This is a genomic window from Allobosea sp. 10L417 (assembly GCF_056395485.1).
Genome location: NZ_JBFTJP010000007.1, coordinates 217,491 through 231,053, shown reverse-complemented (window position 1 = coordinate 231,053; position 13,563 = coordinate 217,491). Strand labels below are relative to the sequence as shown.

Below are 13,563 nucleotides of genomic sequence, written 5' to 3'. Positions count from 1 at the left end.
TGCCAAACCCATCCTCGGTATGGGGACTGGGCCAAAAGCATGGGGACGACGATGCGTGTTTTCCTTTTCGCCGGTAGCTTCGCCGTGTTGCTGGCAGCCTGCAACACGACGGACCAGCGCATTGCCGGCGCTGCCGCTGGAGCGGGAGCCGGGGCGATCGTCGGCGGACCGATCGGCGCGGTCGCCGGAGGTGCGATCGGCGCCGTCGCGGCGCCTTCCGTAACCGGATCGATCAACAAGATGAGCGAGTGAACGCAAGCGCCCGGCGCGGATTTGCCCGGCCGCGTCCGGGTGTCCGTGCCGGTTGGCGTTTTCGATAGGGCGCGCCATAACCTCGGGCCAAGGATTGTCGTGAGGGAGCGCGCCCGTGCCTGTCATCGAGAGCAAGGTCGATCTGAATTCGGCTGAGACGCGCGCCAATGCCGAAGCCTGGGCCGGCCTGCGCGACGAGCTGCAGGAGCGGCGCGCGACGGCTGCGCTCGGCGGCAATGCCAAGTCCCGCGAGCGCCATACCTCCCGCGGAAAACTGCTTCCTCGGGAACGCGTGCTGCGCCTGACCGACCCCGGCTCTGCCTTCCTCGAGATCGGCTCGCTCGCTGCCTTGGGCATGTATGAGGGCGATGTCCATGCCGCCGGCATGATCGCCGGTATCGGGCGCGTCGCGGGGCGGGAATGCATGATCGTCTGCAACGATGCTACGATCAAAGGCGGCACCTACTACCCGATGACGGTGAAGAAGCATCTGCGGGCGCAGGAGATCGCGCGCGAGAATCGCTTGCCCTGCATCTACCTCGTCGATTCCGGCGGCGCGAACCTGCCGCACCAGACCGAGGTCTTTCCCGACCGCGAGCATTTCGGCCGCATCTTCTACAACCAGGCGACGCTCTCGGCCGAGGGCATCCCGCAGGTCGCGGTGGTGATGGGCTCCTGCACTGCCGGCGGCGCCTATGTGCCGGCAATGTCGGACGAGACGGTCATCGTCAGGAAGCAGGGTACGATCTTCCTCGGCGGCCCGCCGCTGGTGAAGGCCGCGACCGGCGAGGTCGTCTCGGCCGAGGATCTGGGCGGCGCCGATGTCCATGCGCGGCTGTCGGGTGTCGCCGACCATTATGCCGGCGACGATACCCATGCGCTTGCCATCGCCCGGCGCATCGCCGGCAATCTCAACAGCGTGAAGCGGCCGGACATCGACATCGCCGAGCCGGTCGAGCCGCTCTACGACCCCGCCGAGCTCGAAGCCGTCGTCCCGACCGACCTCAAGAAGCAGTACGATATCCGCGAGGTGATCGCGCGACTCGTCGACGGCTCGGAGTTTGACGAGTTCAAGAAGCTCTATGGCACGACGCTGGTAACGGGCTTCGCCCGCATCCACGGCATCCCGGTCGGGATCATCGCCAATAACGGCATCCTGTTCTCGGAGAGTGCGCTGAAGGGCGCGCATTTCATCGAGCTCTGCTGCCAGCGGCGCATCCCGCTTCTCTTCCTGCAGAACATCACCGGCTTCATGGTCGGCCGCGACGTCGAGACCCGCGGCATCGCCAAGGACGGCGCCAAGCTCGTCACGGCGGTGGCTTCGGCGCGGGTGCCGAAGATCACCGTGCTGGTCGGCGGTTCCTTCGGTGCCGGCAATTACGGCATGTGCGGGAGGGCCTATTCGCCACGTTTCCTGTTCACCTGGCCGAATTCGCGGATATCGGTGATGGGCGGCGAGCAGGCGGCGAGCGTGCTCGCGACGGTGCGCCGCGACAATATCGAGGCCGAGGGCAAGAGCTGGCCGGCGGCGGACGAGGAAGCCTTCAAGGCGCCGATCCGTAGCAGATACGAGGAGGAGGGCTCGCCCTATTTCGCGACGGCCCGGCTCTGGGACGACGGCATCATCCTGCCCTCGGAGACGCGCCGGGTGCTGGCGCTGGCTTTCTCCGCCACGCTCAATGCCGAAGTGCCCGAGACGAAGTTCGGCGTTTTCCGGATGTGAGGGGCGCAGCCCGCCTCAGCGCAATTCGATCTTCGTGACCTCGTAGACGGCGTGCGCGCCGCGCTTGTCACCGGGGGCGACGAGGCGCCAACCGCCGTCGAGCGGCCTGCCGTCCACGGCAGTGACAAGGATTAAGGGCAGGCCGCCGAAATCGGGATGGATCTCGCCGATCGAGAAGGCGATCTGATAGCCGTCCTTGGCACTCACGAGGAACGTCTTCCTCAACTGGTCGGCGGGCTTGAGGCCGTCGAGTGCCTTGTTCGCCTGCAGCACATCCCAGAACAGCACGCCGTTGTAGCGATGCGTCGCCGGCCCCTTCGAGGTTTCGAACGTCACGTCGCGTTCCACGGCCGGCAGGCTGGCGAGGGATCCCGGCGAGAGCCGGATCGCAGCCGCTCCGATACCCGCGAGTTCGAGGACGGGCTCCTGGGCGCGCGCGAGCGGAGCCGTCAGTATGACGAGCAGGATCAGCAGGGTGCGGAGCAAGGCGGGTGGCCTCCTTGGAATATCGACAGCATGAGGGCATCGTTTGACACGCCTGTCGATAGCTGTCGCTTCCGGCGCTAAGGGCTGGCGCGAGCTGCACCAACGCTCGACGATGCTGATCATCGGCATCTGGATCATCTGATTTCGTGGAGGCGCGGCATGGACCGATTCACCGCTAGTTGCCGCTGCGGAGACGTTCGCATCGTGGCCTCGGGGCGCCCCTATCGGGTCGGCATTTGTCACTGCCTCGATTGCCGCAAACATCACGGAGCGCTGTTTCACGCTTCCGCGGTGTTCCCTCAGGAGGCGGTGACGATTGCCGGCGAGACCCGCGATTATGCCGGGCGGTTCTTCTGTCCCCGCTGCGGCTCGCCGGTTTTCGCCCGCAGCGGCGATGAAGTCGAGGTGAACCTGGGATCCCTCGATGCCCCCGACCAACTGGTGCCGACCTACGAGCTCTGGACCGTCCGCCGCGAATCCTGGCTGCCGCCGTTTCCATTCAAGCGACGATATGAGCGCGATCGGGATGCTACGGGCCGCTACGAGGAATAGCGAGCGCGCTGTGAGGCGACCGGGCGATGCGCGGCCCGGAAGGCGCCGAATTCCGCGGTGCCGTCCGCGCGACGGCACCGATCGTCGGTGGTGACCCTCGTCGGTCGCTGCGTGATCGCGTCAGTTCGTCGCGAAGCAGTAAAAGCGGCCGGCGCCGCCCGTGCTTTTCAGGGCATCCTGGCTGCAGCCGCCGCGCGAGAGATGCGCCATGTTCCAGGATTTCGCAGGCGGCGATTGATCGAGCCCGGTGCGGTCATGGTGACCCATCATCACCGCTCCTTCCGTGCCGCTCCTGGTGTAGTTGCCGCAGGTGCGGTCCTCGCCCGGACCGAATGCCGTGCCGTCGGCCTGCGAGCCCGTCAGCATATCGTGCTCATTGGGCCTGTCGCCGATGCCGTTTACGATTTCGCCTTTCTCAGTCAGCGCGGTCTGCTTGGTGAGATTCGCTGCAGCACCATGCAGATCAGCAACGCTGGTGGCGATGACCGCTCCCTTGGCATTGCGCCAGGGACCGGCGCCGATGCGATCACGCGCATTGACGGCAGCCGCACCAGCACTCGCCTGCGTCGACAAATAAGCTCGCCAAGTCTTGCCGCCGGCGCCAACCGCCTGGGCGAGGCGCTGGCAAGTCGCGTCCGCACCTGCGAGGCCGCCGAGGTCGGCCCCCTTGCCGGACCCCGCACTGGTGACGAAAAAACTCATCTCTGCTGTCTGGGCTTTAGCCACACCGCCGGCCAGTGCCAGCAGCCCGACGGCCGCGGCAAGCGTAACGCATCTTGTGCCCATGGTTGGTCCTCCCATCGTCTTCCGTGCTGTTGGATACGTGGTCGTCCGGTTGCTCCTCCAAATCCGCGGCCGGTCCAAGATTAATTTAACATGACTGCAATCCGAGAGAGGAACCGCCGCCGAATTCTGCTTCGCCAACGACCCACGGTGCCGTTCGGGCCGGGTTCGCCTCGCTTGCGGGGCTTCAGCCCAGCGCGAAGGCTTCGTGCACGGCGCTCTGTACGCCGCCGCCCATGATCGGGCCGCCGCCGGCAACGTGGATCGCATCGCCCACCACCGCCGCGCCGAGGCCATGGCGGGGCGTCAGCATCGGCGCGTACTGCTCCCAGCTGTCCGCCGCAGGATCATACGCTTCCATTTGGCCGAAGACGCGGTTGGTGCCTTCGCCGCCCATCACGAAGACCTTGCCGCGATAGAGCACGGCGCCGTGGCCGGAGCGGGCGGTCGGCAGGGGCGAGCGCATCGCCCATTTGTCCGTCGTCGGATCATAGGCGTGGTGCAGGTTCGAGTTGGTGTGGAAGGAATCGACGCGCCCGCCGATCACGTGGATCAGGTTGCCGATAGCGAGCGTGCCGGTGTGGTCGCGCGCCGTGGGCATGGGCGTGCGCCTATCCCACCGGTCGGTTTTCGGTTCGTAGGTCAGGTGCCAGTCGATCGATTTCTTGGTGTCGAAGGTGTCGCCGATGGCGCCGCCGATGACGTGGAGGCGGCCGTTCAGCCCGACGACGGCGGCCGAGCCGACCGCGGCCGGTAACGAGGCGATCTCGGCCCAGCGATCGGTCTTCGGATCATAGACGAAGCAGCGCGGATGCGGCTTGCGGTTCTGCTCGAGGAAGCCGCCGATGGCGTAGAGCTTGCCGTCGAGGAGGCGACGCCGACATGGTTGGCGCCGAGCGGGAGTGGCGCGGCGTCGCTCCAGCGATCGGACATCGCCTCATAGACATGGTGATAGCGCCGGTCGACCCGCTGCTCGGCGTAGCCGCCGACGATATGCATCTTGTCCTCGAAGGCCGTTGCCCAGGCCATCTCGGAGCGCGGCAGCGGCAGCGGCGACTTCGGGCTCCAGCGGCCGGGCGAGGCGGCTTTCGGTGCCGGCGAGTCGAAGACGTTCTGCGCGGCGGCAAGCGCGGGCTTCTCGATCCGCCCGGGCTGGGTGAGCCGCTCGTATTGCGGGCCGTGGTGCTCATGACCCGGCTGCTGGGCGAGCGCCGGCCCGGCGAGCGCGGCGGCGCCAGCAGCCAGCAGATGGCGGCGGTTCAGGCTGGTCATCGCGTCGTCCTCCCGACTACAACGATAAGGCAGAGCCGGCGGGCGGCAAGCGCATGCAACGCGAATGGCTGCGCAGTTCCCCCGAGCCGTCCCCGTCGCTATGGTCGTGCGCCATATCAAACGATTTAGGCCGCAGGAAACACGAGGAAGCGCATGTCTGGGCATAACAAGGTCGCGATCATCACCGGAGCTGGCTCGGGCGTGGGGCGGTCGGTCGCCATCGCCTTCCTGAAGGACGGCTACCGCACCGTGCTGGCCGGGCGCCGGGTCGATGCGCTGGAGGAGACGATCGCGCTCTCCGGCGTCGACAAGGGCCGCGCACTGGCGGTCTCGACCGATGTGACCGACAAGGCCTCGGTCGAGAGCTTGTTCAAGAAGACGAAGGAGGCCTTCGGCCGGGTCGACGTTCTCTTCAACAATGCCGGCGTCAATGCGCCGGGCGGGGTCCTGCTGGAGGACCTCTCGCTGGAGGACTGGCAGAAGGTGGTGGATACCAACCTGACCGGCCCCTTCCTATGCACCCAGGCCGCCTTCAATGCGATGAAGAGCCAGGAGCCGCGCGGCGGGCGCATCATCAATAACGGCTCGATCTCGGCCCAGGTGCCGCGGCCGAACTCGGCCGCCTATACGGCGACGAAGCATGCGATCTCGGGCCTGACCAAGACGGCCTCGCTCGATGGGCGCAAATACGACATCGCGGTCGGCCAGGTCGATATCGGCAATGCGCTGACCGACATGGCCAAGAAGATGACGACCGGCGTGCCGCAGGCCGACGGCTCGGTTAAGGTCGAGCCGGTGATGGATGTCGACCACGTCGCCACCACGGTGCTGCATATGGCCGGACTGCCTCTCGACGCGAACATCCTCTTCGTCACGGTGATGGCGACCAAGGCGCCGCTCGTCGGGCGTGGGTGATCGGGCAGCTCCGTCATGCCCGGGCTTGACCCGGGCATCTCGTCCAGATGGATGATGAGATTCTCGGGGCTCCGCGGAGTTTATCCTTGGGCTGACCAAAGGTCGGACCCAGGCGCTGCGCCCGAGAGTGACGGGAGGCCGCATGGCGGCGATCGAGAATGCTCCTGATGCGATTATGGACTCGGTGACCGGTCCCACCGTGGCTCGCGCCTATACGCTGACCATCTGGGGCATCGCGCTCGGCATCCTGGTTCAGGCGGTGGCGACTGTCGTCTGGGCGCTCGCCATCGGCAATGCCCAACTGTTCAAGGACGGCGTCGACTGGGTCTACGATGTCGCGCTTTACGGCATCGCCGCTCTGGTCTTCGGCCGGGACGCACGGGCCGAGCGACTGGCGGCCATCGCGATCGGCGCCGTCATGGCTGTCGCCGGGTTGCACACCCTCTACGATCTCTGGGACAAGATTGTCCGCCCGCGACCGATCGAGGTCTGGACGCTCGGCTTCGCGGCGGCGAGCGCCATCGTCATCGCGCTCATCGTCATTGCCGTGCTCTGGCGGTTCCGCCGCGAGGACAATCCGGTGATCAAGGCGACCTGGCTGTCGAGCCGCAACGATGCGATCTCGACGACCGGCTTCGCGCTGGTGGGGCTTGCGGCGCGCGTCGCGCCGGTGCGCTGGCCGGAATATCTGTTCGATCTCGTCGTCGCAGGGATCTGCTTCCAGGCGACATGGGCGATCTGGCGCTCGCTGCGGCGGCGCGCGGGGTCGGAAGCGGCCCAGCCCGGTTTGCACAACAAGGCGCAGACAGAAGCGGCGGGCGGGCTATAAAGGCGAAAAGCCAAGGATGCTGCCGAGGACGCTTCCATGACGATCGCCGCCAAACTGCCCTCCATCCTGATCGCCAATCGCGGCGAGATCGCCTGCCGGGTGATCCGCACCGCGCAGCGGCTGGGCCTGCGCACCATCGCAGTCTACTCGGATGCCGATGCCGAGGCGCTGTTCGTGCAGATGGCTGATGAGGCCTACCATATCGGCCCGGCCCCGGCCCGCGAGAGCTATCTCGACGCGGCCAAGATTCTCGCGGTGGCGAAGGAGGCCGGCGCTGCCTGCATTCATCCCGGCTATGGCTTCCTTTCGGAGAATGCCGATTTCGCGGATGCCTGTGCCAAGGCCGGTATCGTCTTCGTCGGCCCGCCCGCCTCCGCAATCCGGGCGATGGGATTGAAGGACGCCGCCAAGGCGCTGGTCGAGAAGGCCGAGGTGCCGGTCGTGCCGGGCTATCACGGCGCCGAGCAGGATGCCGGGTTTCTGGCGAAGGAGGCCGAGCGCATCGGCTATCCCGTGCTGATCAAGGCGGTCGCCGGCGGCGGCGGCAAGGGCATGAAGAAAGTCGAGCGGGCGCAGGACTTTGCGGACGCGCTGACAAGCGCCCAGCGCGAGGGCAAGAATGCCTTCGGCGATGCGCGCGTGCTGGTCGAGAAATATGTGCTCTCGCCGCGCCATGTCGAAATCCAGGTCTTCGGCGACAGCCACGGCAATGTCGTCCACCTCTATGAGCGCGACTGCTCGCTGCAGCGTCGCCACCAGAAGGTGATCGAGGAAGCGCCGGCGCCCGGCATGACGGACGAGGTACGTGCCGCGATGGGCAAGGCGGCGACGGAGGCGGCGAGGGCGGTCGGCTACGTCGGAGCCGGAACCGTCGAGTTCATTGCCGATGGCCGCGACGGGCTCCGGGCCGACCGCTTCTATTTCATGGAAATGAACACGCGGCTTCAGGTCGAGCATCCCGTCACGGAGGCGATCACCGGGCTCGATCTGGTCGAGTTGCAGCTCAAGGTCGCGGCGGGCGAGCCGCTCGGCTTCACGCAGGCCGATGTGAAGGCGACCGGCCATGCCGTTGAGGCGCGGCTCTATGCGGAGGACCCGGAGAAGCGCTTCCTGCCCTCGACCGGCAAGCTCTGGGCGCTGCAATTCCCCGATGGCGAGGGCATCCGCATCGACACCGGCGTCGAGGCCGGCGATACGGTGACGCCGTTCTACGACCCGATGATCGCCAAGGTGATCGCCCATGGCGCGACCCGCGACGAGGCGCTCGACCGGCTCGGTGCGGCGCTGGGCGAGACGATCGTTGCCGGTCCGCGCACCAATCTCGCATTCCTGAAGAAACTGACCGAGGCCGACGGCTTCCGGGCCGGGCCGTTCGATACCGGCTTCATCGACCGCAACATCAGCGCGCTCGGCGCCGAACCGCAGCCGCTCGACGCGGCGGCGGTGGCGGCGGCTGCCCTGCAACTCGAGGAGGAGCGGCAGGAGGCCGGCATGATCGAGGCGGCCGGACGGGCGGAGGGCGAGTCACGCTCGCCCTGGCTTGACCCGGACGCCTTCTCGCTGATGCCGCGCCAGCCGCTGGGGCTGCCCTTGCTCGTCGATGGCGAGCGCATCGAAGCGCAGATCGAATGGCATGGCGAGGACGCTCGCGTCAGCCTGCCGGGCCACGAGATCGGCGAAGGCGAGCACGAGATCGCGCTGGCCGAAGGCGAGGGCGGTACGTGGTTTGCGCTGCATCGCGGCCGCCAGACGGCGGTGTCCCTGTTCGATCCCTTCAAGGTCGATCTCGAGGCGGCCGCCGGTTCGGGCGGCGTGGTCAAGGCGCCGATGCATGGCAAGCTGGTGGCTCTCTTCGTGGCGCCCGGCGAGGCGGTGACCAAGGGCCAGCGGCTCGCCATCGTCGAGGCGATGAAGATGGAGCATGTGCTGACCGCGCCGCGCGACGGCACCGTCAGCGAAGTCGCAGGCGAGCCCGGTGCGCAGGTGGCAGAAGGTGCCAAGGTGGTTGTGATCGGTGAATAGCTGAATCGGCGGAATCGCTTGCGGGCGATTGCTTCGATTCTGATTCAGGCGGTTCCCGTCATGGTCGGGCTTGTCCCGACCATCGACGTCTTGGTCGATGCCGTGCGGTGAAGACGTGGATGCTCGCCTCAAGGGCGAGCATGACGGCCCTCAGCCGTCCAACGCCGCGATCGCTCGTTTCGCAACGGCGAGATTGACCTCCGCCAGCGGGTCGCCATCCGCCATGAACCAACTGGCCGACAGCCCGCACCAGGCGACGATCCAGCGTAGCAGCCGCTTTCGCACCAGCCCGGATTTCGCCAGCACGATCTCCAGCCGCCGCTCGAAGATGCCGGGCGCGACGGCGACCGGCGGCTCGGGATCGGCGAGGTCGGGGTCGCAGAACAGGATGGTGTATTCGAAAGCGCGGTCGCCGATCACCGATTTCGGGTCGATAGCGAGCCAGCCGCGGCCTTCGAAATCGAGGACGTTGTCGTGATGCAGATCGGCATGGAGCGGCAGGATTTCCCGCTGGGCAGGCAGGAGCGCGCTTGCCTCCGCAGCGGCCCGAGCAAGCAGGCCGCCATGCCGCGCCGCCGCCGGAAAGAGGTCCTTGAACCAGATGTCGAGCGGGATCAGCCCCGCGGGGGCCGCGCCGCGCGGTTTTTGCAAGGCGGCGATGGCGTCGCAGAGGATGGCGGTGGCCTCGTCATCGCCCTTCGCGCCGCTGCGGGCCATGGCGGCGAGCGAGCGCCGGCCCGTGGCGCGCTCGATCAGCATCGCCCCGCCATTCTCGCTGCGCGCGAGGAGACGGGCAGCGCCGTCACCGCTCCAAAATTCCAGCGGCAGGTAACCGCGGCGCTCGTCCTCGCAGGCCGGCAGCTTCAGCATGGCCGGCGCGCTGTCTTGCAGGACGGGCAGGAGCAGGCTGCCGCGCGTCGCGATTGGCGCGCCATCCGGGACAAGCTCCCAGCGTGTGAGCCAGGGCTCGAACGAGCTTGGAGAAATCGCGTTCATCCGCGGCCGATGATCGGGAACTGCTCGGCTTCGTAGATCTGGCCGGATACCGGCGCGCTGTCGTCCGACAGCCAGAAGGCGGTATGGGCGGCGATTTCCTCCGGCTGCATGATGCGGCCGGTCGGCGCGTCGCGCAGCGGCAGATGGTTCTGCCAGCCGGGCTTTCGTCCCTCGCGCTGCTGCGTCGCGTCCTCGTTGGCGGTCCAGGTCCAGCCGACATTGAGCTGGTTGGCGCGGATGCGCTCCGGGCCGAGCGTGTTGGCGAGATTGCGCGTCATCGTCATCAGCGCGCCCTTCGACATCGAATAGACGGTCAGATTCGACAGCCCGCAATAGGCGTTGATCGAGCCGACGGTGACGATGGCGCCCGGCGACTTCTGGGCCCGGAAGGCGTGGATCGCGGCCTCGGCGCAGAGCAGCGGCGCCCGCGTGTTGATCGCGAACATATGGTCGAAGAAGGCGGCGGTGGTCTCGCCGAGGATGCCGCGCGGATAGATGCCGGCATTGTTGACGAGCCCGTCGATGCGGCCGAAGGCGCCGACCGTGGCATCGACGATGGCCTGTGCCGTGGCAGGCTCGGCGAGGTCGCCGGTGATGCCGCTGGCGGCGGCGCCGAGCCGGGCGACCGCCGCGTCGACTTCGGCCCGGTCTCGGCCATGAATCAGTACCTTTGCCCCCTCGGCAATGAGGCGCTCGGCCATCGCATAGCCGATGCCGGTGGAGGAACCGGTGATGAGGATGGCCTTGCCTGCAAGTCCGCGCATGATGATCGTCCGTAGCCTGTCGAGGGAAAGAGCATGACGGTGAAGCGTATCGTGGCGAACATGCTAACCGCCGAGCCGGCGCTGGCAAAACCCTTCTACGGCAGCATTTTTGACATGCACCCCGTCATGGACCACGGCTGGATACAGACCTATGCGGCAGGCGGCGACCCCGCCGGGCCGCAGCTCAGCTTCGCCAGCGAGGGCGGCTCGGGCGCGCCGGTCCCGGACCTGTCGATCGAGGTCGATGACCTCGACGAGGTTCTGCGCAAGGTGGAGGCGGCCGGGCTGCCGATCGAATACGGTCCTGTCGACGAGCCGTGGGGCGTGCGCCGCTTCTTCTTGCGTGACCCGTTCGGACGGCTGGTCAATGTGCTGGCGCATCGCGGCTGAGGCGATCTGTGGAGAAGGGCCGGGGAGGCTGGCCGGCGGGCGCTTCGAGGCCTATTTTACCGGCCATGTCCCTTCACCTGCTCAAGCTCTGCGTCGGCGCGGAATCGATCGGCGACCTCGAAGAGTGGATCGCCGAACGCCAGGCGCAGCGGCGTGCCCGTGGCGAGCCGGCCGAACAATTGCACACCACACGCATGGTGCCGAAGAAGGTCGAGGAAATCCTCGATGGCGGCTCGCTCTACTGGGTGATCAAGGGGCAGATCTCGGCGCGCCAGCGCCTGACCGATATCCGGCCCTTCACCGACGCCGAGGGTATCGGGCGCTGCCATCTCGTCATGGAGCCCGTGGTGGTTCCGGTCGAGCCACGCCCGTTCCGCCCGTTCCAGGGCTGGCGCTATCTCCAGCCCAAGGACGCGCCGCGCGATCTCTCCGAGCATGGCGGCGATCTCGGCGAGATGCCGGAGGAATTGCGGCGGGAACTCGCGGGGCTCGGGTTGCTGTAGGCGACCGGCTCAGCCTTTCAGGCCGAGGAAGGCGAAGGGCTTGGCCGGGACGAAGCTCCCGGTCGCGTCGCCCGCATAGGTGTGGTCCTGGTCCTTGCCGAGATCGAGCTTGCGGGTGCCGCCCGCAGTCGAGAAGTCGATCTTCTCGAGGTCCACCCAGAAGGTGTTCGGCGTCAGCGCCGACTCGAAGAAATACAGTTTGCGGGCATGGTCGAAGACCGTGCGCCAGCGCGTCGAGGAGATGTTCGGCTGGTCGGGCGTCGTCAGCCCATAGGGCACCGAGACGTTGCGGAGCACGCTGAAGACGCTGGCAACGGCGCGGTTCGGATCGGGGTCCTTCGGGATCGCGTTCGCGTAGAACGCGGCGCGGACGAAACGATCGGAGGCGCGGTTGGTGCCGGGCAGCATCACGGTGCCGCCGATCTGCTTCCAGTATTCGGCGAGCGCGAGCTGCTTCTCGAAGATCGGCGAGTTGGTCATGACCTGATAGGCGCGGTCATGATGGATGACCTGCCTGCCGCCGACATACTCGATGATGGCGCTGTCACCGCTGGAGTCGGAGAGCGAGAGATGCACGGTGGCGAGACGATTCTCGCCCGGCATCATGTCGGTGACGAGGGTGAAAGGTTCCTCGCGCAGCGCGGTGACCGCCTCGCTCACCGTGGCGAAGTTGTCGAGCACGTATTGCGCCCAGAGTGAGATGCTCAGCCCCGGCTTCGAGGCGGCCTCGAACTTCGGATATTCGGATTCGACCAGCCAGAGCAGATTGGCCGAGAGCCCGGCCTCGTTGACGCCGTCGCTGCTGGAGATGTCGTAGGCGGAGGCGATCACGCTGCCATATTTCGCCGTCCAGCGCACTGTGTTGGCGCCGGTCTCGCCGGTGCGCTCGACGCCGCGCGGCAGGATCCAGAGATTGGTGGCGATGTCGCTCTTCCAGTCCATCGAGCGCGCTGTGACGACGCTGCCATTCGCTCCGAAATAGACGAAGCGCGTGCAGGCCTGGACAGCCGTGTCGGCGAGCAGCGCGCAGGCGAGAAGTATGGCGGCGCCCCGGCGCAGGAACGCGTTTCGGCCGCGCGCTGCGCTACCCGATGCATGGATCATCCACCGCTCTCCTCTGGCTCTGGCGCTTTCAGCATGCCGACCGCTAACCAGACGGCTGCCCGGATACGGCCAGCGTAGCGTTTCCGTTTGGCGCCGCAATCACAGCGGCGGCGGCGTTCAGACCGGAATGTTGTCGATCAGGCGTGTGCCGCCGATGCGGGCGGCGAGCAGCAAGCGGATCGGCCCATCCGCCAGCCCGGTAATCGGGGCCAGCGTCTCGGCGTGGCGGGCTTCGAGATAGTCGAGTTCGAAGCCGGCGGTGATGATCTCGTTCTGCGCGTCGGCGACCGCCCGGAACAGCGGATCCTCGTTGCGGATGCGCGCGGCAAGGACCTGCATCACGCGGTGGAGGACCGGCGCCAACGCCCGATGCTCGGGCGAGAGGTAGCGGTTGCGCGAGGACATGGCGAGGCCGTCCGCCTCGCGGAATGTCGCGAGAGGAACGACGGTGATGCCGAGATCGAGATCACCAGCCATCCGCGTGACGACCTTGAGCTGCTGATAGTCCTTCTCGCCGAAGATCGCGCAATCGGCGCGGGACTGCGTGAAGAGCTTGCAGCAGATTGTCGCGACGCCCTCGAAATGCGTCGGGCGGAAGCGGTCTTCGAGGCCKACGGCGGCTGGGCCCAGCAACAGCACCCGCGTGGCGAAGCCCGCCGGATACATCTCTTCGACCGAAGGGAAGAAGACGGCATCGGCGCCGGCAGCGAGGAGCTTGGCGCAGTCGTCGTCGAAGGTGCGCGGGTACTTCTTGAAATCCTCGTGCGGAGCGAACTGGGTCGGGTTGACGAAGATCGAGACGATCACCCGCTTCGCGTGGCGTTGGCCTTCGGTGACCAGCGCGATGTGGCCCGCATGCAGCGCGCCCATGGTCGGCACCAGCGCGACCTTTTCGCCGGCCGCGTGCCAGCCGGCGACGGCTTCGCGCATCGCCGCGACCGTCTCGAAAACCGTGATCCCAGCCATGGACTT

Annotated in this window: 15 protein-coding genes; 8 read left to right on the top strand and 7 right to left on the bottom strand. The window is 67.1% G+C overall.

Annotated features, from left to right (window positions below; genetic code table 11):
* The first annotated feature begins 51 nt into the window (after positions 1-51).
* Together AC1DE3_RS18465 and AC1DE3_RS18460 are read left to right on the top strand one after the other, a co-directional pair.
* Positions 52-252: a hypothetical protein gene (locus AC1DE3_RS18465; protein WP_441512764.1), complete on the top strand. Its 201-nt coding sequence runs from the start codon at positions 52-54 to the stop codon at positions 250-252.
* 115 nt (positions 253-367) lie between these two features.
* Positions 368-1,975, top strand: a complete 1,608-nt coding sequence (locus AC1DE3_RS18460) for a carboxyl transferase domain-containing protein (RefSeq protein ID WP_476778683.1) — start codon at positions 368-370, stop codon at positions 1,973-1,975.
* Between the two features lie 15 nt (positions 1,976-1,990).
* Here AC1DE3_RS18460 and AC1DE3_RS18455 read toward each other — a convergent pair whose 3' ends face one another.
* Complete coding sequence (locus tag AC1DE3_RS18455; protein WP_476852639.1) at positions 1,991-2,461, bottom strand: hypothetical protein; 471 nt, start codon at positions 2,459-2,461, stop codon at positions 1,991-1,993.
* A gap of 159 nt (positions 2,462-2,620) precedes the next feature.
* Between AC1DE3_RS18455 and AC1DE3_RS18450 the strand changes: the two genes are divergently transcribed.
* Positions 2,621-3,013: a GFA family protein gene (locus AC1DE3_RS18450; protein WP_441512761.1), complete on the top strand. Its 393-nt coding sequence runs from the start codon at positions 2,621-2,623 to the stop codon at positions 3,011-3,013.
* 120 nt (positions 3,014-3,133) lie between these two features.
* Here the strand turns inward: AC1DE3_RS18450 and AC1DE3_RS18445 are convergent, their stop codons facing one another.
* Complete coding sequence (locus AC1DE3_RS18445) at positions 3,134-3,814, bottom strand: hypothetical protein (RefSeq protein ID WP_476778775.1); 681 nt, start codon at positions 3,812-3,814, stop codon at positions 3,134-3,136.
* A 169-nt stretch (positions 3,815-3,983) separates the two neighbouring features.
* On the bottom strand, positions 3,984-4,643 hold the full coding sequence (locus AC1DE3_RS18440) for a Kelch repeat-containing protein (RefSeq protein ID WP_476852652.1): 660 nt from the start codon (positions 4,641-4,643) through the stop codon (positions 3,984-3,986).
* Between the two features lie 578 nt (positions 4,644-5,221).
* Here AC1DE3_RS18440 and AC1DE3_RS18435 point away from each other — a divergent pair.
* From AC1DE3_RS18435 to AC1DE3_RS18425, 3 genes are all read left to right on the top strand, one after another.
* The gene (locus AC1DE3_RS18435) at positions 5,222-5,983 is read left to right on the top strand and encodes an SDR family oxidoreductase (protein ID WP_476852638.1); all 762 of its coding nucleotides are present in this window, start codon (positions 5,222-5,224) and stop codon (positions 5,981-5,983) included.
* A 142-nt stretch (positions 5,984-6,125) separates the two neighbouring features.
* The gene (locus tag AC1DE3_RS18430) at positions 6,126-6,812 is read left to right on the top strand and encodes a cation efflux transmembrane domain-containing protein (RefSeq protein ID WP_476778679.1); all 687 of its coding nucleotides are present in this window, start codon (positions 6,126-6,128) and stop codon (positions 6,810-6,812) included.
* Positions 6,813-6,848: 36 nt separating this feature from the next.
* Positions 6,849-8,834, top strand: coding sequence for an acetyl/propionyl/methylcrotonyl-CoA carboxylase subunit alpha (locus AC1DE3_RS18425; protein ID WP_476778678.1), 1,986 nt, complete (start codon positions 6,849-6,851; stop codon positions 8,832-8,834).
* Positions 8,835-8,984: 150 nt separating this feature from the next.
* Here the strand turns inward: AC1DE3_RS18425 and AC1DE3_RS18420 are convergent, their stop codons facing one another.
* Together AC1DE3_RS18420 and AC1DE3_RS18415 are read right to left on the bottom strand one after the other, a co-directional pair.
* Positions 8,985-9,830, bottom strand: a complete 846-nt coding sequence (locus AC1DE3_RS18420) for an aminoglycoside phosphotransferase family protein (RefSeq protein WP_476778677.1) — start codon at positions 9,828-9,830, stop codon at positions 8,985-8,987.
* A complete protein-coding gene (locus AC1DE3_RS18415) occupies positions 9,827-10,594 on the bottom strand; it encodes an SDR family NAD(P)-dependent oxidoreductase (RefSeq protein WP_476852637.1) in 768 nt (255 codons plus the stop codon). Before AC1DE3_RS18415 ends, AC1DE3_RS18420 begins: the two co-directional genes overlap by 4 nt.
* Positions 10,595-10,627: 33 nt before the next feature.
* Here AC1DE3_RS18415 and AC1DE3_RS18410 point away from each other — a divergent pair, with 33 nt between their 5' ends.
* Both AC1DE3_RS18410 and AC1DE3_RS18405 read left to right on the top strand, forming a co-directional pair.
* Complete coding sequence (locus AC1DE3_RS18410) at positions 10,628-10,984, top strand: VOC family protein (RefSeq protein WP_476778675.1); 357 nt, start codon at positions 10,628-10,630, stop codon at positions 10,982-10,984.
* A 65-nt stretch (positions 10,985-11,049) separates the two neighbouring features.
* Positions 11,050-11,487 (top strand): DUF1489 family protein, encoded by a 438-nt coding sequence (locus tag AC1DE3_RS18405; RefSeq protein WP_441512752.1) that lies wholly within the window; start codon positions 11,050-11,052, stop codon positions 11,485-11,487.
* 9 nt (positions 11,488-11,496) lie between these two features.
* On the opposite strand, the gene AC1DE3_RS18400 is transcribed toward AC1DE3_RS18405, so the two are convergent.
* Positions 11,497-12,591 carry a linear amide C-N hydrolase gene (locus AC1DE3_RS18400; protein ID WP_476778674.1) on the bottom strand — a complete coding sequence of 365 codons (1,095 nt, stop codon included), beginning with the start codon at positions 12,589-12,591 and terminating at the stop codon, positions 11,497-11,499.
* 117 nt (positions 12,592-12,708) lie between these two features.
* Positions 12,709-13,557 (bottom strand): pantoate--beta-alanine ligase, encoded by an 849-nt coding sequence (panC, locus tag AC1DE3_RS18395; RefSeq protein WP_476778673.1) that lies wholly within the window; start codon positions 13,555-13,557, stop codon positions 12,709-12,711.
* Positions 13,558-13,563: the final 6 nt, after the last annotated feature.